The organism is Bacillus sp. MUM 13 (assembly GCF_001866725.1).
Classification (GTDB): domain Bacteria; phylum Bacillota; class Bacilli; order Bacillales; family DSM-1321; genus Peribacillus.
Window position 1 is genome coordinate 1 of sequence record NZ_MLYQ01000070.1, and the last position, 21,069, is coordinate 21,069.

At 40.5% G+C, this 21,069-nt stretch carries 20 protein-coding genes; 6 read left to right on the forward strand and 14 right to left on the reverse strand.

What is annotated here, in order from left to right; all coding sequences use genetic code 11:
* The first annotated feature begins 685 nt into the window (after positions 1 to 685).
* Both BIV59_RS16290 and BIV59_RS16300 read left to right on the forward strand, forming a co-directional pair.
* Entirely contained in the window at positions 686 to 1,048 is a 363-nt protein-coding gene (locus BIV59_RS16290; RefSeq protein ID WP_071352511.1) for a YtxH domain-containing protein, read from the forward strand.
* A 221-nt stretch (positions 1,049 to 1,269) separates the two neighbouring features.
* On the forward strand, positions 1,270 to 1,848 hold the full coding sequence (locus tag BIV59_RS16300) for an HTH-type transcriptional regulator Hpr (protein WP_071352513.1): 579 nt from the start codon (positions 1,270 to 1,272) through the stop codon (positions 1,846 to 1,848).
* Positions 1,849 to 1,851: 3 nt separating this feature from the next.
* On the opposite strand, the gene BIV59_RS16305 is transcribed toward BIV59_RS16300, so the two are convergent.
* Entirely contained in the window at positions 1,852 to 2,181 is a 330-nt protein-coding gene (locus tag BIV59_RS16305; protein WP_071352514.1) for a DUF1878 family protein, read from the reverse strand.
* A 445-nt stretch (positions 2,182 to 2,626) separates the two neighbouring features.
* On the opposite strand from BIV59_RS16305, the gene BIV59_RS16310 reads away from it, so the two are divergent.
* Entirely contained in the window at positions 2,627 to 2,806 is a 180-nt protein-coding gene (locus tag BIV59_RS16310) for a hypothetical protein (RefSeq protein WP_071352540.1), read from the forward strand.
* A 158-nt stretch (positions 2,807 to 2,964) separates the two neighbouring features.
* Here BIV59_RS16310 and BIV59_RS22910 read toward each other — a convergent pair whose 3' ends face one another.
* The gene (locus BIV59_RS22910; protein WP_083392217.1) at positions 2,965 to 3,048 is read right to left on the reverse strand and encodes a YjcZ family sporulation protein; all 84 of its coding nucleotides are present in this window, start codon (positions 3,046 to 3,048) and stop codon (positions 2,965 to 2,967) included.
* Positions 3,049 to 3,483: 435 nt separating this feature from the next.
* Here BIV59_RS22910 and BIV59_RS16315 point away from each other — a divergent pair, with 435 nt between their 5' ends.
* On the forward strand, positions 3,484 to 4,359 hold the full coding sequence (locus BIV59_RS16315; protein WP_071352515.1) for a peptidylprolyl isomerase: 876 nt from the start codon (positions 3,484 to 3,486) through the stop codon (positions 4,357 to 4,359).
* 65 nt (positions 4,360 to 4,424) lie between these two features.
* Here the strand turns inward: BIV59_RS16315 and BIV59_RS16320 are convergent, their stop codons facing one another.
* The 7 genes from BIV59_RS16320 to BIV59_RS16350 form a co-directional block, all read right to left on the reverse strand.
* Positions 4,425 to 4,610 carry a sporulation YhaL family protein gene (locus tag BIV59_RS16320; RefSeq protein ID WP_071352516.1) on the reverse strand — a complete coding sequence of 62 codons (186 nt, stop codon included), beginning with the start codon at positions 4,608 to 4,610 and terminating at the stop codon, positions 4,425 to 4,427.
* Between the two features lie 300 nt (positions 4,611 to 4,910).
* Positions 4,911 to 5,849 carry a 3'-5' exoribonuclease YhaM gene (gene yhaM / locus BIV59_RS16325; RefSeq protein ID WP_071352517.1) on the reverse strand — a complete coding sequence of 313 codons (939 nt, stop codon included), beginning with the start codon at positions 5,847 to 5,849 and terminating at the stop codon, positions 4,911 to 4,913.
* Positions 5,850 to 6,246: 397 nt separating this feature from the next.
* A complete protein-coding gene (locus tag BIV59_RS16330) occupies positions 6,247 to 6,561 on the reverse strand; it encodes a hypothetical protein (RefSeq protein WP_240501928.1) in 315 nt (104 codons plus the stop codon).
* A 307-nt stretch (positions 6,562 to 6,868) separates the two neighbouring features.
* Positions 6,869 to 9,856, reverse strand: coding sequence for an AAA family ATPase (locus BIV59_RS16335; RefSeq protein ID WP_071352519.1), 2,988 nt, complete (start codon positions 9,854 to 9,856; stop codon positions 6,869 to 6,871).
* Positions 9,857 to 9,877: 21 nt separating this feature from the next.
* On the reverse strand, positions 9,878 to 11,095 hold the full coding sequence (locus tag BIV59_RS16340) for a metallophosphoesterase family protein (RefSeq protein ID WP_071352520.1): 1,218 nt from the start codon (positions 11,093 to 11,095) through the stop codon (positions 9,878 to 9,880).
* Between the two features lie 137 nt (positions 11,096 to 11,232).
* A complete protein-coding gene (locus tag BIV59_RS16345) occupies positions 11,233 to 12,480 on the reverse strand; it encodes an ABC transporter permease (protein ID WP_071352521.1) in 1,248 nt (415 codons plus the stop codon).
* Positions 12,473 to 13,372, reverse strand: coding sequence for an ABC transporter ATP-binding protein (locus BIV59_RS16350; protein ID WP_071352522.1), 900 nt, complete (start codon positions 13,370 to 13,372; stop codon positions 12,473 to 12,475). The genes BIV59_RS16345 and BIV59_RS16350 overlap by 8 nt, the downstream gene beginning before the upstream one ends.
* 276 nt (positions 13,373 to 13,648) lie before the next feature.
* Between BIV59_RS16350 and BIV59_RS16355 the strand changes: the two genes are divergently transcribed.
* Positions 13,649 to 13,837 (forward strand): YhzD family protein, encoded by a 189-nt coding sequence (locus BIV59_RS16355; protein WP_071352523.1) that lies wholly within the window; start codon positions 13,649 to 13,651, stop codon positions 13,835 to 13,837.
* A 383-nt stretch (positions 13,838 to 14,220) separates the two neighbouring features.
* Here BIV59_RS16355 and BIV59_RS16360 read toward each other — a convergent pair whose 3' ends face one another.
* Both BIV59_RS16360 and BIV59_RS16365 read right to left on the reverse strand, forming a co-directional pair.
* On the reverse strand, positions 14,221 to 15,021 hold the full coding sequence (locus BIV59_RS16360) for an enoyl-CoA hydratase (RefSeq protein WP_083392220.1): 801 nt from the start codon (positions 15,019 to 15,021) through the stop codon (positions 14,221 to 14,223).
* 98 nt (positions 15,022 to 15,119) lie between these two features.
* The gene (locus tag BIV59_RS16365) at positions 15,120 to 16,742 is read right to left on the reverse strand and encodes a long-chain fatty acid--CoA ligase (RefSeq protein ID WP_071352524.1); all 1,623 of its coding nucleotides are present in this window, start codon (positions 16,740 to 16,742) and stop codon (positions 15,120 to 15,122) included.
* Between the two features lie 319 nt (positions 16,743 to 17,061).
* Between BIV59_RS16365 and BIV59_RS16370 the strand changes: the two genes are divergently transcribed.
* Complete coding sequence (locus BIV59_RS16370) at positions 17,062 to 17,928, forward strand: dimethylarginine dimethylaminohydrolase family protein (protein ID WP_071352525.1); 867 nt, start codon at positions 17,062 to 17,064, stop codon at positions 17,926 to 17,928.
* 55 nt (positions 17,929 to 17,983) lie between these two features.
* On the opposite strand, the gene BIV59_RS16375 is transcribed toward BIV59_RS16370, so the two are convergent.
* The 3 genes from BIV59_RS16375 to BIV59_RS16385 all read right to left on the reverse strand — a co-directional run bounded on the left by BIV59_RS16375 (position 17,984) and on the right by BIV59_RS16385 (position 21,052).
* Positions 17,984 to 19,498 carry a coproporphyrinogen III oxidase gene (locus BIV59_RS16375; RefSeq protein ID WP_071352526.1) on the reverse strand — a complete coding sequence of 505 codons (1,515 nt, stop codon included), beginning with the start codon at positions 19,496 to 19,498 and terminating at the stop codon, positions 17,984 to 17,986.
* 338 nt (positions 19,499 to 19,836) lie between these two features.
* Positions 19,837 to 20,079, reverse strand: coding sequence for a transcriptional regulator SplA domain-containing protein (locus tag BIV59_RS16380; protein ID WP_071352542.1), 243 nt, complete (start codon positions 20,077 to 20,079; stop codon positions 19,837 to 19,839).
* A gap of 106 nt (positions 20,080 to 20,185) precedes the next feature.
* Positions 20,186 to 21,052 carry a Cof-type HAD-IIB family hydrolase gene (locus BIV59_RS16385; protein WP_071352527.1) on the reverse strand — a complete coding sequence of 289 codons (867 nt, stop codon included), beginning with the start codon at positions 21,050 to 21,052 and terminating at the stop codon, positions 20,186 to 20,188.
* Positions 21,053 to 21,069: the final 17 nt, after the last annotated feature.

The window sequence follows — 21,069 nt, forward strand, 5'->3', positions numbered from 1 at the left end:
ATATTATGAGTCTGTTACATTCCGATTTTTTTAAAGGCTCTTTTCTTAAAGATTGTTGTTTTTAATGAGTTCTGAGAGGTAATTTCATTATTAAATGAGGTTGATTGAAGTGCAAGGTGCGAGACTCCTGCGGGATTAGCGGGAAGGTGAGACCCCGCAGGCGAAGCCGAGGAGGCTCACCGCCCGCCCCGCGGAAAGCGAGCATCCTGGAGCGGAAATCAACCCCTTGTTCCATAGCGACAAAGTTTACGAAAACAGCCTTTCTTAAAGATGGTTTTTATTTATTAAATTTCTAAGGCAAATCCATTGTTAAAGCAGGTTGATTGGAGTAAAAGGTGCGGAGACTGCTGTGGGATCAGCACACGCCCCGCGGAAAGCGAAGCATCCTGCAGCGGAAATCAACCCCTTGTTCAGGCAGCAGCAAAGTATTAGGCAGGAGGTAGTTTGTCTATCCAAGTTATTTTTATATACTTTATTTATTGTAATTAACGTTTAAGAAATTATTTTTGTGATATAAAGTTAATATAGAATTACACTTCCCTGCATAAGAAAATTATGGTAAATTAAGAAAAACACTCAAGTTTATTAAAAACTTTTTTAATTACCAATTAATGTTTTCATTTATAGAAGGGATTTGTCTTTTTTCAGCGAAATCAATTAGATAAGAAAAACGAGGTGATATACAATGAAGGTTAAATCATTATTGTTCGGATTTGTGACAGGAACCATTGTCGCAGGTACTGCTGTAATCCTGACAACTCCAGCTTCAGGAAAAGAAGTCCGCGGAAAAATCAGTGCAGGCAAGGAAGAGATTTCATTGTCAATCCAAGAGCTTAAAGCACGGATCATGGATATAAAAAACGAAACCGTAAACGCTTCTAAAGTAAGCAAAGAGTCCATCAAAGCATTCATTGAAGATGTAAAGCTGCTGATTCAAGGATGGAAAGAGGAAATTGAACCTCATAAAGAAGAGCTGACAAAAGGCATCCAGGAAATAGAATCTTCTATTCAGGAATTAGAGGAAACCGCTGGCACTCCTGCAAAATAAGAAAAAACCGGAGCAGCAGGCCTGTGCCTGTTTTTCCTGCTCCGGTTCTTTTACTTCGTGAAGCTGCATTTCCATTTTCCAAAGTAAAAACCGGTATGTTCAGTAATACAGAACTAAAAAAACTGAAAATTTCTAAAAATTTAGCAAATTTTATCTTTATTAATTTTTACTTTATTGTCATAATAAATATAGAGAATTCTTATAAGTAGGTGAGTAAGGACATGCAGGATAAAAATTATTCTATGAAAGAAGCTCTAATTTTCAGTCAAAGGATTGCACAGCTCAGCAAAGCACTATGGAAATCAATCGAAAAAGATTGGCAGCAATGGATCAAACCCTTTGACTTAAATATCAATGAACATCATATATTATGGATTGCTTATCATTTGAACGGCGCATCCATTTCTGATGTTGCAAAATTCGGTGTTATGCATGTATCTACAGCTTTTAATTTTTCAAAAAAATTAGAAGAACGCGGTTTACTGGAGTTTTCGAAAAAAGAACATGATAAGCGAAACACCTACATCAAAATCACCGAAAAGGGTGAAACCATTCTTTTGGAATTGATGGAAACCTATGATCCCGGCAACAATGCAGCTTTTACAGGGGCACTCCCTCTTCGTGACTTGTATGGAAAATTCCCTGATATGATTGAAATGATGGCCGTAATCAAAAATATTTATGGCGAGGATTTCATTGGTATTTTTGAACGCTCGTTTGCCAATATTGACAATCAGTTTACAGAAGAAGAAGGTAAAATTCAAAAAAAGAAGAGTGAAGCAGAAAAAGAACCTGTTTAAGGATCATTGACTCTTGGATAATGCGGACATCAATGAAATGAACTCTCCTTGAGTCATACATGCTTCCATAAATTCCTTAAGTGATAGCTTCGGATTCAGCTCCCTTTTTAATTGGCCAAGAAGCGGTTGAAAATTCATATATCCTTCCGCTTTTTCTATTTGATATTGCTTGTTCAATTTTTCACAAATTTGTTTTACTCTCTTTGCTTCTGCTAGAGTAATATTTTTCTCTACATAAAGGAAATCCAGACTGGCTTTAGGATTTTTTATGATGTTCAGCAGCAGCTGGTTATGATATTTTAATGTCTCTATTTCATTTTCGAGATTTCCCATATGTTTTCCTCCGGATACAATACGCTTAACTGATTTTTCCTATGTATATTACAGTTTCATTTTATATGAGCTGTTAAAGCAGCTTATCCGGGCCGTTTTACCCCCGGCTTCAGACCCTCTCACCTTATTATATCTTGTTTGAATACTATTACACTATTTACCTTTCTTAAATCCTAAAAAAATCACCACCACAAAGCAGCATTTTGAGGCCCTTACCATTTACACTGCTTTTTGCCCTTAAAGGGATAAACACCTTTTACCGGGTTTTATGCAAAACAATATATTGTCCCGGTTTTATTACGCAAAAATCTGCATGAAGTTACCTTCTCCTGATAGCGAAAGCTCCAGCCTGGTACGTGCTGCTGAAGTTTTTAGGCTATCTTTTTTGCGGGGAATTTGGTATCGTTATTATACATGAATGTTTGCAAGGAGGGATTCAGGAGTGATTGTTTTATGGTTTATTCTCTTCTCCGCCGTAATATTATACAATATCAACAAAATGACCAATTCTCTATGTCTTCAAAAAGAAATTCCTGAAGACCGCCAGCCTAAAGTATTCAGGACTATCAATATATTAATTACCATATTGCTTTTATCGTCTTATATTGAAATATCCTTTACTTAATCTGCCGCACAAATTTACAAATGTATACATCCGGTAACTTTTTCATACATAATCCTTTCAAAATTCTTCCGAATTTAATGAAAATTTGGCTGTTCGTATACAACTATAAAAGGTGAAGCCCAATAAGGCTTCACCTTTATTATTTGTTTAAACTCTTATTATAGGCAAGAACATCCGATGATGATCAAAAGGATGAAAAGGACTACAATTAAAGCAAAACCTCCGCCGTATCCTCCGGACATTATGTTTCCTCCTTTCCAATAAAAGAAGTGAACAGGCTATACCCCGCATAATATCGTTTTCTTGCCAGCAATCTGTGCAGGAAAGCCTGCATCCCTGGAAAGCATTTACTATGCGATTACCATATCCTATTCAGAATTTGGCTGAAAAGAGTGGGCTATTGACTCGCACTGTAAAAAATGCTTGCACTTGTTTTTTCGCCCGTCAAATCAAAACCAAATGTAAAACAGCTGCCTAAATACCCCCATTGTGGTACCCCTTTTATTCCCACGGCTTATCATATGTAGGCAGTAATCAATTGACTAGATATTTGCCTATTTTCAATAAATTCAATTAAGAAAAACCATATTATTTTTTGTAATGAAACCAATTTATGTTATAGTAGGATTTGTGGATTTACAAAGCAGCCACGAATTTATTAACAGGAGTTGTTTTTTATGAGGAAATTGGTATTATCCCTTGCGGTAACAGCCGGCCTTCTTGGACTAACTGCTTGCAGCAGCGGAGGCGACTCTGAAGCGGTTGTTAAAACCAAGGCTGGAGATATCTCAAAAGAAGATCTTTACAATACTTTGAAAGACAGATATGGAAACCAAGTTCTTCAGGAATTAGTTTATGAAAAAGTCCTTTCAAAAAAATATAAAGTGTCTGATTCTGAGGTCAATGCCAAACTTAAAGAACTTAAAGATCAAATGGGTGATAATTTCGCAGCCGCGCTTGCACAATCCGGCTATAAAAGCGAAGCTGATTTGAAGCGTTCAATGAAAATTGGCATGCTTCAAGAAAAAGCTGCAGCTGAGGATGTAAAGGTTACTGATAAAGAAGTAAAAGCATCCTATGATAAGCTTAAGCCGCAGGTTCACGCAAGACACATTTTGCTTAAAGATGAAAAAACAGCAAAAGAAATTAAACAAAAGCTGGATAAAGGCGAAAAATTCGAAGACCTTGCCAAGAAATACTCACAAGATCCAGGCTCTGCTTCCAAAGGTGGAGATTTAGGATGGTTTGGTGCAGGACAAATGGTTCCTGAATTCGAAAATGCTACGTATGCATTGAAAAAAGGTGAAATTTCCGGACCGGTCAAATCACAAAATGGATATCATATTATCCAGCTACTAGATAAAAAAGCAAAGAAACCATATAAAGATATGAAGAAAAAGCTTGAGTATGATTTAAAAGTTTCCAAACTTGACCAAGCTCAAGTACAAAAGAAAATCAATAAAGAAATTAAGGCTTCTGATGTAGAGATTAAGGATAAAGATCTTAAGGATGCCCTTAAACAGCCTGAAGCTAATCCAGCTGCAGGACAATAATCCTGGGACTTTCCAGGACGCGATAACATAAAAAACATCCCGGCAAAATTACGCCGGGATGTTTTTTATGCTCCTTGCTGTATATCATCGTCTTTTCTTTTTTCTTTCTCGAGCTTCATCCTGTCTATATATTTTTGGCCTTCTTTTTCAATCCAATCGTTTTCCAGTTTCCTGTCCTGCTTTGCCGTATAAACAGCCATAATTGCACTTACAATAATTCCCGCAAATATAATCCATATCCAAAATGGCATATTCTTTCTCCTTTCGGGAAGCTGTCCCATTAATCTTAATAGAGAATATGCCTCCCCGGACAAGTTTATGCATGCTGAAATCCTATATTAAGTCTCTTTTCTTAAATGTTGTTGTTATTTAATAAGTTCTCGAGGCAAATCTATTGTTAAAGCAGGTTGATTGAAGCGAAAGGTGCGAAGACTCCAGCGGGATTAGCGTGACAGATGAGACCCCGCAGACGCAAGTCGAGCAACAATGTTTACGAAAACAGCCTAAATTAACAAGCAAAACGACAGATTAATATATCTTCAGAGACTGCTTCAGTAAGAAGGTTTATAAAAGGAACGGTTTTCCAGGGCAAATACCCTTTCCGTAAATTCACCGGGTTTCACCTTCTCGAGTGCCCTGTCCATCATATTGATTTTAGCGTCGATATTATCTATATAATGCAATACCTCTGCTTCGCGGACAAGGGGAGGTTTCGGGCTGCCCCATTCCGCCTTGCCATGGTGTGAAAGCACCATATGTTTAAGAATCATAATTTCCTCTGTATCAATGCCAAGTTCATCGGCTGCCTTCCCCAGTTCATTGACCATGATAGTAATATGGCCAAGCAAATTGCCTTCCACCGTATATGCTGTCGATACCGGGCCGGAAAGTTCAATGACTTTGCCGAGGTCATGAAGAATAACACCTGCATACAGTAAGTCTTTATCAAGTTTAGGATAAAGTCCAGCGATTGCTTTAGCTAAATCCAGCATTGAGACGACATGAAATGCTAAACCGGACATAAATTCATGGTGATTTTTAGTGGCAGCAGGATACGTAAGGAATTCATTTTGAAATTTCTTCAGCAAGTGCCTTGTGATGCGCTGAATATTAGGATTGGTCATTTCAAATATATACTTGGTTATTTTATCCATCATCTCTTCCTGGCTAAGCGGTGCAGTTTGGATCAAATCAGAAGTTTTAATCCCGTCCAGGTCTGTAGTTAACCGGATATTGCGTATTTTCAATTGGCTTCTTCCGCGATAATTTTGAATTTCGCCTTGTATCTTAACAGCTCTCTCCGCAGAGTAGTTTCTTTCATCATCCTCAGAAACATCCCACAGCTTTGCTTCTATTTCCCCTGTTTTATCGGTAAGGATAAGCGTCAGGAAAGGTTTGCCGTTGCTCGCAACAGCCTTTGTGCTTGTTTTTATATACATATATGTATCTATCGATTCACCAATGCCGTAGTGTATAATTCCGTTTTGCATGTAAAGGTACCTCCGTAGGATTAAGTATAAATATTATATCATACGGAGCTTTATAAAACCTTTCTCAGATGATTGATTTCTCCCTGATGCAAAAAATAGGTTCATCCAGGATGCAGCCGCTGAAAAGGTATTTATATGCACTATAATAAAGCCTCAGCAGAAGACATAGCTTCATCTTCTATTACTAAATCAAGGCTGTATTCGCAAACCTTTGCTGGAATAAGGCGGCTGACTTCCCTTCCAGGTGTTCGCTTTCTGCGGGGCGGGCGGTGAGCTCTAATCCCTCAGAAAGCGGACACCTTAGCCCAATTAACCTGATTTAACAACGGAATCGGAATCAAAGATGTGTGCTTACAAAAAAAAACCCGCAAAAGGATTTCTGCAGGCGGCGGCTGAATCAGCTGACAAGCGGTCTTTTTCTGCAATGGAAAAGAGACTCTTCCCTGATTTTCAAAAATAATTCGCGGGAGGTGAAAGGAATTAGCTTCTCAGCAATATTCCATGCGTTCACTTCAATTTTGTATAAGATATCCAGATTCCCCGTTAAGGCTAATTCTTCACTTAAATGGGGGAGGGTCTTATCCAAGGCATGGCCAAGTTCGTGCGAACAAACAATCAAGGAATATTCCTCCAGCCTCTCCAGTGAACCCAGCGCTCTTTTACACTGAATTTGGATATCTCGCTGAAATAGAGTAATACTATGAGTTTCCATTGAGTATTTTCCTCCCACACAGCGCTTATCGGGAAATTCTTTTTCTATAATCAGGTTTAATGTTGGATCGTGCTGGGTAATAAAAGAATATAGATTCAATTCGTTCACTCTCTTTACAACAAAATAGTCAATCTCTATATAATATGATTATTGGCAATTTTTTAAGACTTCATTCTAAGAATAATCTTTAAATTATTCTAGTAAAACAGTTTATTCTTTTAGTTCTGTTTTGTATATAGTTCAAAATACTCACTGAAAGCCAAAAAGAAGCCGGAACAAGGATACAGCTTGCTCCGGCTTCTTTTTGTTAATGTACTGCTTTTTCTTTTGTTAAAGTAATTATATCCATGTTTTCAAATTCCTTAAGCAGATGGTCATGGCATGTAAAGAAGATAATTTGCCGCTGTGCTGAAATTTTCCTGATCAGCTTCACCATGGACCGTGTTCTCCTCGCATCAAGATTCACAAAGCTGTCATCTATAATAAGAGGAAAAGGATCTTCTCTAAATATATACTCCGCCAGGGCGAGCCTAAGGGAAATATACACTCCTTCGGCTGTGCCCCGGCTTACCTCTTCTGCCTTAAACAACACGCCATCATATCTTCTTAACAGCAGATTGTCTCCTTTTTCATTCATAATGAGCTTGACATAAGAACCTTCTGTCAGAATTTCCAGGAATCCTCCTGCCGTCAGCAGCACTTTAGGAAGCCGCTCTCTTTTAAAGCTTTCAATGGTTCCATCAAGCATCCTCTTTGCCAGTGCGTATTTAGCCCAGACTCTTGCCTCTTCTCTGAATGCTTCCTTTTCTTCGTGAAAGCTATGAAGCAACTGTTCATATGTTCCTCCTTCCTCAAGCATTCTGATGCTATGCTTAATATCTGAAAGAGTTTCCAGGAGAAGAGACTGCTTCTTGATATCTGTTTTTCTTTTTGCCTCCAATGCCTCCTGGCTGTATACACTGATGCCTTTTTCCATATATTCTTCAAGCATCTCTGAAGACACATTTGACTGCTGAAGCTGAATACATATCCATTCATGCTTTTTTCGCAATTCCGAGATTTCTTGAGCAATGCTTGCTTTTTGCCTGAATTCTTCTTCACTCTCCGCCAGTGCAGACTGCAGCAGTTTCCTTATTTCCTGTTCGAGATAATGCTGCTTGGCGTAAAGAAGATCCAGCTCATCATTGATCTTACTGTGCTCTGTCTGAAGCTGCCTGATCAATCCTGTCTTTTCGTTATGGTCATTCAATGCATGTTTTAACTCAATTATCGCATCCTGCCAATTTGCGGGAGTAAGCCCGCAAGCATCTGCATATTCCAAAAGCCTCTTCTTCCTTGCTTCAATTTCATTAGTCATATCCGTTAGCTGGCGGTGTATTGCATCTTTTTCTTCAATGGTATCCTTTAATTGTTCAATGGAATTTAATGCTTCATCTAAAGAAATCGAATCAATTTGCTGTGGAATATTCCATTGACTGATAAACCTCCCCAATTTCTCAGAAATGAGCTTCCAATCTCTTTCCCACTTTTCATATTCATTAATAATTTCATCAAATGATTTTTCCCTTTCCCTATAAGAATACTTTTCTCCTTCCAGGAGAGTTTGCAGCTCCCGCTCCTGATCAAGAAGCCGGGTGAGATGCCTTGCTTCACTTTCTGTTCCTGTGCTTTTTCTTTCGCATTCCTCCCTTTTCCTTTTAGCTTCTTTCAGCTGGGCTGTCAGTGCAGAAAGCTTATTGGCACTTTTGAAGATCAACGGAAAAGTGCTGATCAGCACCCCAATTAATACAAAAGATATAGCAGGAAACAGTGAATCCCGGAAAAAGCAGTATAGTGCAAGGGAAATCAAAAGGATAAATGAAAAGAGGGAGACAAGGCGTGTCCTGCTTTTCTTGCTGTTAACAGCTTCTTCTTCATGGTATTTATTTTGCAGCTCAGCTATTTGTTCATCCAAAAGTGTCTTTTGCCCTTCCAGGTAATCTTGATTCATGTTTCTGTGTTCATTTTCCAGCTCTCTTCTTTTTTCTGGAGGCATAGCTCTTTCTTTAAGTACTCTGATCCTGTCTTCTGCAGCTTCAAGCCTCTCCTTTTCTTCCTTATAACTGCTATCCAGATGTTCCTTTTGGTTTCTCAGGCGCTGTCTTTCTTTTTCTAAGGATTTAATCCGTTCTTTGGCAAAAATGCTTGTATCCAGCTGAAGAATTTCGGCTTCTTGAAGCGGCAGCGATACAGCTCTTTTCATACGCTGTACTTCCCTCTCTTTCCGTTCAAGCAGCTGCTGCATTTTATTTTGATCAATAATCAATTTTTCAAGGAGGGAGGATGACTGAATATCAAATTCAATATGCGCCCGATTGCTGCTCAAAAAGGGGTGGATTTCCATTGCGGGCGCTTTTTTTTGATTTTCCCCGGCTTTTTCAAGAAGTGAGGAAATGTGAGCTTTCAAAGGCATAAGCCTTCCATTAAACTGATCCAGCAGCTTCAGCCCATCCGCCGGAAACGGGGAATTCCCAAGCTCCGATAATCTGGTTTCATACAATCTCATTTCTTTTGTGAGCGGTTTCAATCTCAGGAACTCCCCGATTTGCATCAGCTGGTTTTCTTCAGCTTTTATTTCGCTTTGCACTGCTGCGAGTTCCTGTGTACCGTCTTTTTGCCTGAGTAAGAGCTGCTCATATTCAGATTGGTCTGCATCTGCCTTCTTAAGCTGTGTTTGAATCAGCCTGAGCTTTTCAAGTCTGACATTCATAAAGGGCTTTTGGCCTGATGGTTTAAATCTTGCATCCAGTTCGCCTTGAAGTCTGGCCTCTGCCTCCATCAGCTTGTCGTTCCCGATTAATCCTGCCGACAAAAGATACTTTCCGATTGTTCCTTCTGTTAGTGTATGAAGGCCTTGAAGGCCGTCTAAATTAAAAGAAAAAACGGATAAAAAGAAGTTCTTATCGATTCCCTGCAAAACGTCCCTTAGCTCTGATTCACCGCCTGGCTGGCCATCTTCGAAGATAAGGGAAACATCTCCTGCTGCTTTTCCTTTCACGCGTTCAATTCTGACTGCTCCATATCCTTTAGTTTGAAGCATAAGCATTCCGCCATATTTCGCATGAAGCTTAGGTTCATAGCGAAGCTCATTTTGGGCCCTTGTAGGAAAACCGAATAATATGCTATGGATAAATGACATTATGGTGGATTTCCCTGTTTCGTTTTCACCATAGAAAATCTGAAGCTGTTCCAAGTTTTCAAAACGGACATTTTCAAGCCTTCCATACCCATAAACATGTAATTCTTTTATCTCCAATATTTTCACACGCCCTTAAAGTCATTTAGAATACAATATTTGCTGAAGAAGCCTTCTTGAATCCTCCAGCAGGCTTTGCCGTTCTTCTTTATCGGGATATTCCAGATATCGCCTTGCATGCTTATGCTTAAAAAGCTGTTCAAGGCCTTTTTCAAAATCGTCTTCATCAGGTTCTGATTTCAGGAGCTCTGCAAGAAAAGGAGAATTCAATGAAAAAGAATCCGCACGCTGCGTTTCCTTTACCTGTATGCCAGCTGTCCAGATGAATGGCTGCATATCTTCTTCGCCTTCCTGCAAGATGTCAGTCAGACCAGTCAAAATTTCATCTTTTAACATGATTTCTGCCGCAGTACAGGCTGGCTCCAGCACCAAATTCAGCAGCACGTTCCTGCCAGCCGACCTTTTTTCTTCAATGAGGTCGCGGCATGACTTCAATAAACTATCAAAGTTATCATCTTCTCCTATATGAAACGTAGCAGACTCCCAGTTCAATTGTGATGTTTCGATAAAGGAATATGATCTTGCTTCGCCCTCCATCCTGATCATGTAACAGCCCTTCTTACCCGTTTCTTTTCTGTTTCTGCCTTGCATGCTGCCTGGATATATAGCCAAGGGATTTTTTGATATCACCATCCGTTTATGAATGTGCCCAAGCGCCCAGTAATCAAAATCTTTCTCCTCAAGGTCCGTTAAACTGAATGGTGCATAGGGACTATGCCCGCTTGATCCTTCAAGATTTCCATGCAGCATTCCTATATGATAATCAGCGCCCTGGATTTTCTGGTATGTATCAACAAGTTTTTCCGGTACATGCCGTTTGGAGTAACTGCATCCATATATGGAAACGGCAGTGCCGTCTTTTGTTATGTGAATTTTCATTTCCGTGCTGCCTCCAAAAACATGTACATTTTCGGGATATTCGACCTGTATCCAGGATCCTCCCAAATGATCGTGATTCCCATGGATGATATAGGCCGATATCCCAGCCTTTTTAAGCCTTTCCATCTCAGACCTGAACCGTACCTGAGTCTGTAAACTTCTATTTTCTCCATCATATAAGTCACCGGCCAGCAAAATAAAATCCGCCTCATGTCTTATCGCGGCATCGATCATTCCTTGAAACGACTGAAAAGCACTTTCTCTTACTTTTTCAAGTATAGCTGCCGGCAGCATTTTCAAGCCTGAATAAGGGCTATCCAGGTGAAGATCAGCTGCATGCAAAAATACGATCCTGCCCATGAGCATCCCTCTTTCACTGATTTCTTTTTAACCATTTTAGCACAAACAGAACATACTTTCCCATAAATAATTAGTGAGGAAGGAACCTTTCTTCTTCACTAAAAAAAGGATCACCTGTGGAGTGATCCTTTTTTGGCTTACGTATTTTTTGTTATCTGAATGGCCTTTTTGATATCTTTTAGAGATTTAGAGCTTCCATACATAAGCACTCCCCCGCGATAAACACGTCCTCCAAAAATTGCAAGAACGGCAATCGAAACGATCAGGATAAGAATGCTAACAGCAACCTGCCAAAAAGGCACGGAAATCATTCCCACCCTCAAAAACATGATCATCGGGCTGAAAAATGGTATAAAAGATGTAACGGTCACATAACTTGCAGATGGATTACTAAGCCCCGACATAGCAATCATAAACGCAATCACCACAAGAATGGTCATCGGGAATGTCATTTGCTGGACATCTTCTATCCTGCTTACCATTGATCCTAAAAACGCAGCAAGTGTGGCATATAGAAAGTACCCAAGCAATACGAAAATAATAGCGTATATGACCGTTGAAATACTTGTGCTGCCGAATCCAAAGAACGAAAAGAATCCCCCATTAAGATCTCCAAGATTTTGTTTGATGAAGAAATATCCCACTCCAAAAAACAAAATCATCTGTGTAATGCTCAGCAGGGCAATTCCAAGGATTTTCGCAAACATCTGCTGTACTGGCGAAACGCTGGATATTAAGATTTCCATGACTCTGGATGTCTTTTCTGTTGCCACTTCCATTGCAATCATATTCGAGTACATCAGCACGCTAAAGTAAATAACAAACAGCAGGATATACACAAGCCCTCTCGCCTGATTCAATTCTTCCTCTGTTTTTGCATTCTTCTCCAGTGCTGTTTTTTTGAAACCTGCAGGTGAACTTATATTTGCTATTTGCTGAGGAGTAAGCTTCAATTCCCTTGCTGCCAAATTACTTTTCACTCCAGTAAGGGCTGAAGCCAAATCATTGCTTATAGATGAATCTGACAGTGAATTTGCTTTATAAAACCCTTGAGGCATATTTGAGGCATCTTGATCAAGAATGATAAAGCCTGTCAGTTTTTTATCAGCCACAAGTTTTTTGGCTTTTGTCTCATCTTCAATCACCTTCAGCTTCAAATCATGATTGACGGCGTTAACCTGTGCTTTGAAGGGTTCATATAAACTTCCCTTAAGGTCGATGACTCCTATCACATCACTGTCTTTCTTATCGAATAGGTCCAGCAATTTTGGGAGATTTGTAAGCCCTATAGTTAATAGAAGCATAACAATGGTAGAAATTATGAAGGATTTTGTTCTTAGCTTCGTGAGGTATGTATGGAATAAAACAATCCAGAATTTATTCATATTCAGCACCTACCTTTTCTATGAAAATATCATTTAAGGAGGGTTCTTCAAGCTCGAATTTCCTGACAAATCCCCTGGGGACAAGATCCTGAAGGATATTTTGGGCAATATCCTCACCTGTAACCTGCACAATCCTTCCTTCTGTCACTGTCTTCACTTTTGTTACACCCTCGTAGCCGTCCAAAAAGCTCAAATCAAAATCAGCATGGATGGCAACATTCTTTTTGCCAAAGGACCGTTTAATCTCTCTTAGTTTTCCTGAGACGACTGGTTTTCCTCTATGCATAATACACAAGTGCTCGCACATTTCCTCTACATGCTCCATTCTATGGCTGGAGAATACAATAGTCGTTCCTCTGTCGCGAAGCTCAATGACTGCTTCCTTTAGCATTTCTACATTCACTGGATCCAGACCGCTAAACGGCTCATCTAATATAAGCAATGACGGTTTATGTATAACAGAAGCAATAAGCTGGATTTTCTGCTGATTACCCTTGGAAAGATCCTCCACTTTCTTATCCAGGTATTCAGGCACCTTAAATCGATTGAGCCAATATTCAAGCTCGGCCAGAGCATCATGCTTATTCATCCCTCTCAGCCTTGCGAGATAAACAATCTGATCGCGGACCTTAAGCTTAGGATAAAGTCCCCGCTCTTCCGGCAAATAGCCTATAGCTGAACTGGAGGAATAGCCAATTTTATTTCCATTCCAGAGTATTTGGCCTTCTGTCGGGTTCAATAGTCCGAGGATCATCCGGAACGTAGTGGTCTTCCCTGCTCCATTCGCACCTAAAAAACCGAACATTTCCTTCTCAGGAATTGTAAAGTCCAGGGAGTCCACTGCTGTAAATTCCCCAAAACGCTTCGTAACATGATTAATTTGCAATGCCAAATTTCATTCCTCCTTCTCTCTAATCCCCAAAATATCATTTGGAATTAATTAGCAATCTCATTAATCATAGGTCATTCATCTAGCGGCTTCAAGGACAAATTATATATATTCTATGAAAGATTAAATCTTTACAAAAGATTGAATATTATGTAAAAATAATAATAAAGTGAAACTTCCATTAGGGGGCTTTGCTGCCATCTAATGAGGGATAAGGGACAACTTGAAAAACAGTTCAAAAGCTATGTTTGTTTGAGTATGAATAGAAGGAGAATGATGATGGGCAAAGTCTATAAAGTAACGGCATTTGCTGCTTCTGGAGAAAAACTTCTTGATGAATCCATTAGCGCAGAAAATGACCAGCAGGCAAAAATAGCAGGTGAATCTTTATTAAAAGAAAAAAATCTCTTAGAACAAACACACCGCTGCACCTCGCCAACAGGAAAACTAATACTATTCCACCGGTAATAAAAAGCGAAAGCGCCTGATTAGAGGATCAAAGACTAAAAACGCCGCGTCCTGCGGCAACGTCTTTGTGACCCCCTTCCTCGGGGCCTCAGACCAGCATAAGGCGCCTAAGAATAAAAGGCGCTATGTGCCTTTAATTCTTAGGTGACTTATGACCTCGAGGGGCTAGGCGCTGCAGCTGGATTCAAAAAAAGCGAAAGCGCCTGTTCACCCCCTTCCTCGGGGCCTAAGCAAATAGATTTCGGCCACAGCTGGCTCTTTTGCCTTCTGTGGCCGAAACATCTTATAAGAGCAAAAAGCTTACTCCAATACCGCTTTGAAATCCTGAAAAGGCATTCCGCTTGTAAAAGAAAGCGCAAACAAAAAGCCCCTCTTAAATATCTTTATTTCCCTGTAAACACAGGTTTTCTTTTTTCCAGAAATGCTTTGACTCCTTCTTTGTGGTCATTTGTTTTTCTCATTTTCAGCTGGGCATTTTTTTCGAGTTCTAAGATTTTCAATAGTGTTGGCCTGTTATTTTCACTGAGAATTTTTTTTGTTTTAATCATAGCCTGAATAGGGCTGCCAAGCCACTCCTGCCTTTTTCTATCTGCAGCTTTGTCCAGGGTTTCACCTGCGACTTCATGGATCAGGCCTTTTTCGAGCGCCTGGCGGGCATTCAGTACTTTTCCTTCCCAAATCAGTTCTTTTGCTTTTACTTCTCCCAATCTTCGTTCAAGAAAGAAATGTCCTCCTCCGTCAGGAATGAGTCCGATACCAATAAAATTCATGGCAATCTTGCTCTCGGGATCAGCAATTATATAATCAGCTGCAAGGGCAACGCTCAGGCCGAGTCCTGCTGCTGCACCATGAATCGCACATATTACAAGCTTTGGCATGAAATAGAGGACAGAAACCAGTTCACTGATGCAATCCATGACACAATGGAACTCATTCTCATTTGATGCAGAAAGCATCATTTTGATATCTCCGCCAGCTGAAAACGCTTTCCCTTTACCGCGCAAAATGACGATATCGACCTCTTCATTGACTGTAATCTCTTTCAGGATGCCGACTAGCTCCTGAAGCATTTCCAGATTCATTGCATTCATAGCATCCGGACGGTTCAATTCTATGGTTGCTGTCCGGCCGGAATATGATGCCAATACCGTTTTTTGCTCTGCTGAAGTTGTTTCATATACCAATGTATCCTGCCTCCTTGGTTAACTATGAGTCTATTATACATGTTCCCTGAAATAAATTAAAAGCAAAAAACAGAAATATCAGAATTGCAGGTTTATCGTTATTTTCCCGAATTCAGATATTTGTCCTGCAATGAGTCCCTTAACGCCATTTTAAGAAATTTACCTACTGAAGTTTTTGGTATTTCATCCATAAATATTACATAATCCGGCAGCCACCACTTGGCAAATAGAGGCTTCAGAAATTCAATAATCTCTTCTTTTGGTATCTCATTTTTATATTTATCTTTCAAAACAACACATGCAACCGGCCTTTCCTGCCATCTTTCATGAGGGACTGCTATTACCGCCGCTTCCAATACAGCATCATGGGCCATTAGCGCGTTTTCCAGATCTACAGACGAAATCCATTCTCCTCCGCTCTTAATCAGATCCTTTGTCCTGTCCACAATCTTCACATAACCTTCCTGGTCAATAGTGGCAACATCCCCGGTGTATAGCCACCCATCCTTAAACGCGTGTCCGGAACGCTCATCCCGGAAATACTCATCTGCAATCCAGGGGCCCCTGATCAGAAGCTCGCCCATCTCCCGGCCATCCGCCTTCACTTCACCATTCTGACCGAGTATTTTTATTTCCACACCTGGCACAGCCATTCCCTGCTTTGCCTTGATCTCATAGCGTTCCTCTTCCGGCAGGTTATCGTGGAAGCTTTTAAGGGAAGAAACAAATACCAGCGGACTCGTTTCTGTCATACCATAGGCATGCAAAAATGGAATTCCATGTTTTTTTTCAAAGGTTTTTATCATGCTTTTTGGGGCAGCAGATCCTCCGCATAAAACTGCCCGCAGGCTGCTCGTATCATATTGCTTTTCAGACAGTTCATTCAATAAGCCCATCCAGATGGTCGGCACACCTGCAGAGATGGTAACTTTTTCAGATTGAATCAGCTCACAAAGAATTTGCGGTGTGAAGTAAGGACCGGGTAGGACAAGTTTCGCCCCGAACCATACACCTGCAAACGGAAGGCCCCAGGCATTCACATGAAACATAGGCACAACAGGCATGGCTGTATCCCTTTCACTTATGGCCGTACTGTCAGCCAGTCCAAGGGCCATGCTGTGCAGGACGATTCCACGGTGCGAATATTGTACACCCTTTGGATTTCCTGTTGTAGCGGATGTATAGCACATGCCTGCAGGCGAATTTTCATCCAAATCATGCCTGAAAGAAAATTCCGGGTCTCCCTCAGCAAGCAGCTTCTCATAATGATAAACAGGGAAAAGGCTAGTCTCCGGAAGATTCTCAGCATCCGTCATGATTATATATCCCTGGACGGTTTTCAGCTCATGCTGGATTCTTTCAATCAGGGGGATTACATCTGGATCAATAAGCAGAAGCTGATCCTCGGCGTTATTGATGATGAATGAGATATGCTGGGGGGAAAGCCTGAGATTGATGGTGTGCAGGACTGCTCCGTAACATGGGATGGCAAAATAGGCTTCGAGATGTCTATGATGATTCCACGCAAGCGTGCCGACCCTCTCCCCTTGTTTTAGCCCCAGCCGTTCCAAAACGCTTGAAAGCCTGCGGGTCCTTTGAGCAATCTGTGCATATGTAAATGTTTGTGTACCGCTTTCTGTCCTTGAAACCACCTCTTTAGAAGGAAAATACCTCTCTGCCCTTTCCATCATTTGCGGCATGGTTAAAGGTGTATTCATCATATACAAAACCTCCCGGAGTTTTTAGGTAATATTTCTCATTAATATGTTCGATTATCAATTGCAAATACCTTCATCCATCCCGTTATTTAATAAATAAATCGATGATTTTCTGGTTTCCCCATAATTTTGGGAGGGTATTATAACTAAATAAGTTTTGGTTAAGTTCATGGTTGGATTTTTCAGTTGATTGGAGTGCAGCACCAGCGGCTCTGAAAACAGCTGGCAAACTTTGCGGGCTTTATAAAAACAGCGGCTTTATTACATAGAGTAATAGCAAAAAGGGAAAAAGATAAATAAATGAATATTCAGGGGGATAATTATGATAAATGCGCCTAAAAATGAAGCCAAGGCATTTTGTGCCAGCGAGTATGATACATTGAAGGAAGTAATCGTCTGCGAACCGCAGTACATGAGCATCCGGGAAGTAATTAATGAAACACAAAAGCATTTTAAAAATGAAAATATCCATATCGAACGTGCCATGAAACAGCATAATGAATTTGTTGAAGTAATGGAGTCACAGGGAATTAATGTGATTAAGCTGCCGTCGCTTTCTGCCTATCCTGAGCAGGTGTTCACAAGGGATATCGGGTTTACAATCGGAGACACCGTTTTTGTTGCAGAAATGGCAAGCCCCATCCGCCAGGGTGAAGAAACCATCCTTCAATCATGGCTTCAAGACCGCTCCGTGCAATATCATAACTTGACCAAAGAGCGCATTGAAGGCGGAGATGTAGTGGTTGACCGCAATACAATTTATGTCGGAGTATCAAATAGAACGCATGAAGCGTCTATCCGCCATCTGCAATCACTTCTTCCAGGAAAAGAAGTCATGCCTGTTCCATTTGCAGCCAAATACTTGCATCTGGATTGTGTTTTTAATGTTTTGTCTCCGGATGAAGCGATTATTTTTCCTAATGTAATCTCAAAGACCGAAAGAGAACATCTGTCAAAGAGGTATGATTTAATTGAAATTTCAGAAGAAGAGCAGTTTACGCTCGGAACGAATGTCCTCTCCATCGGAAATAAAAAGGTGCTGAGCTTGCCTGTCAATAAAAACGTAAATAAAGAGCTTCGCAGGCGCGGATATGATGTCATCGAGGTAGATATTACGGAAATCATTAAATCAGGAGGCTCCTTCCGCTGCTGCACCATGCCATTATTCCGTGAACCAGACCAAGCATAGAGAAAAAAGACAGCCTGAACGGGACAGATTCCCTTTCAGGCTGCATTTTTTTAGTTCATTGTCCAGAACTGCTTTTCGCAAATAATTCCTCTAATATCTCGATTTTCTTATTTGTGTAAGAAACAAAGTTGTCATTATAAGATTTAGGATCTTTTGGGTTTGCAAAATGCTCAATTTTCCCTGTAACAGGATGCAGGAATTTGGAGGCTGCCCCGCAGCCAAGGCCAATAATTGACTGCTGTTCTTCCATAATCATGATATTGTAGATGCTTTCCTGTCCTGGAATGGAATACCCTACATTCTCCAGGTTGCCAAGGATATTTTTTTGGCGGTACAGATAATACGGATGATATCCATGACCAGCTGTCCATTCTTCAGCTGCTGACATCATTTTTTCCACTTCTTCTCTTGAGGCCACTTTATATTTGTTTTTATGCCTTGTCATCTCGGAAGCCCGTTTGAATGATAGAGTATGGACAGTCAGGGATTCCGGCATAAGCTTTTCTGTTTCCGACAGCGTTGTTTGAAACTCCGGCAGCTCTTCTCCGGGAAGTCCAATAATCAAGTCCATATTGATATTATTCATCCCCATATTTCTGGAGAGATGGAATTTTTCAATGGTTTCTTCAACGGTATGATGCCGTCCAATTGCTTTTAAAGTCTCCTGAATATAAGACTGCGGGTTCACGCTGATCCTATCGATGTTCCATTTTTTCATGACTTCTAACTTTTCAGGTGTAATTGTATCTGGCCGCCCTGCTTCAACCGTTACTTCTCTCACATTCTCTGTATCGGGAAATGAGGCATACATTTCTTCGTACAGCATATCCATTTCTTCAGCCGTAATGCTTGTCGGGGTTCCCCCTCCATAATAAATGGACGTGATTTTAATATCCTTTTCCTTCAGCCACTTGCCAATTTCCCTTATTTCATAATGAAGCCCGCCAAGGAAAGAAGTCACAGAGCCCTGCCTTCCGTTTATCGCATAAGCCGGAAACGTGCAATACGCGCATTTAGTCGGGCAAAACGGAATGCCTATATAAATGCTCACTTCATTCTTTAATTGATATAGATCCGGGACAACCGCTAATTGACGGGAGACAATGGATTGCATCAAATTTATTTTTTCATCCGAAATCAGATAATCCTGCCTGAGCTCCTGATGGGCAATATGTTCTTCCATCCCCTGCTGCAGCTTTTTATGCAGCAGCTTTGTTGGCCTTATACCCGTCAATATGCCCCATTTCTGATATATACCGGTAAGCTCCTGAAGTACTTCAAGATAAACGTGTGACACAGCTCTTTTTACCTGTTTAAAAAGCTCCTTTTCACTGCCATGCAGCATCGATGCTTCTTGATGGCTCGCTTTAAAGGTTTTTTGAGATGCTTTTTCCGTAAGGGTGGCAGATGCTGCAATATGTTCTGAAGCACTCCAGGTCATGTGTATGTGAAGGTCTCCTGAAGCATCGCCCCCCAATTTTACATTGGATTCTTCAAAAAACAAATTTGCTATATTTTGAAGCGGTCTGTGGAACCGCTCATCTTCTATCCCTGTTATTTCTATGTGCAAGATAATCACCCATCTGTTTGCTGATTTTTATACTTTCAAAAATATCACTATAAGTGTAACCAATTGGCATCCTGCGGTCAATCTTACAGATGAATGAAGAAACAAACATTGATTTATTGCTTTTTTTGCATAATAGCTGTGTTCGTAAAATTTGCTGATATGAAACAAGGTGGGTGATTTCCTCTCCAGGAGTCTCGCAACTTACCTCCAATCAGCCTGGCCTAACAAAGATCGCCTCACATAACACAATAATAAACAACAATCTTTAAGAAAAGAGCCTTTGCATAAAACGGACAATAAAAGCCGTCTCCATCTCAGGAAACGGCCCGCAGCTCGTGCTATTCAGTCAAAAAATGTTCGCTGTATGCCCGTTCAGCAGCTTCTTCTGAGCTGAATAGTGCATCGTCATCTTCAATTACATGGAAAGTTTCATTAAGAAATAATGCTACTGCATCCGGATCTTTAGGATGCTGCACAATCTCTGCGGCACGCACATTTGAAACGCTCGGAGTATGCGGATTATTGTAAATCACATATACCTCATCTCCAGCTTTTACATCTTTGGGATCTATCGTGTCCATTTTCTTCATCCTCTCAGGCTTTTTTTTAGTCTGCCTTTTAAATGAATTATTATGAGGCAGCCACAAAAAAAAGACTTCTTGCGACGCCGCAGGAAGCCTTTTAACATTATTTAAGCATGTTCATTTTTTCTAAAAACTCTAGTGGATGCTGTTTTCTGAAAAATTCCTTGAGCATATATGCTACTCCGTTTTCATCATTGGTCCTGGTAACCCATTTGGCAGCTATTTTAACTTCAGCCGGCGCATTGCCCATGGCAACTCCAAGTCCGCTTCTTTCAATCATTTCCAGATCATCGTATTCGTCGCCTATTGCTACGATTTCATTTCTCTTGACACCAAGCTGTTCGGCCAGATATAAAATTCCGTTCCATTTGGATACACCCTTGGGAAGAATGGTTAATCCCTGATCATTGTATCCTGAAAGCAGCACTTCAGGGAAAAGTTCCCTGATTAGCTTCATGATGTCCTTCTTATCACGTTCATTTTGAAACAACGCTGTGATTTTTGTTGGAGCAATAGGGTGATTGTTTAATTCCCCGCTGATCGAATCCACAAAGCTTTGCGAGTAAAAATTTTGCTCATTATGATGCAGCACAGCTTTCCCAAGCAGATTTTCCGGCAAATCCACCCTGTTTCCCAGCATATATTTTTCATGGACAAGTGAGATTTGGCAAGATGTTTTTTCAAGCAGCTGCACAATCTCCAATGTCAGCTTTTCTGGTATCCTTTTAACAAAAACAGGCTTGCCTGAAGCTGTGCCTATATATCCTCCATGGTGTGCAATTATCATGGGATCTATTTTTAAAGCCTTGGCAACCTTTTTAGCCGAATGAAAGCTTCTGGATGTTACGAGCGTTACATTGACACCTTTATGATGGACATATTCAATCGCTTCTTTGGTTAATTTATTTAGACGGCCATTAGATTGAAGCAAGGTTCCGTCGATATTGACTGCCAGTAAACGATATACCATGCTGATCTCTCCTATCT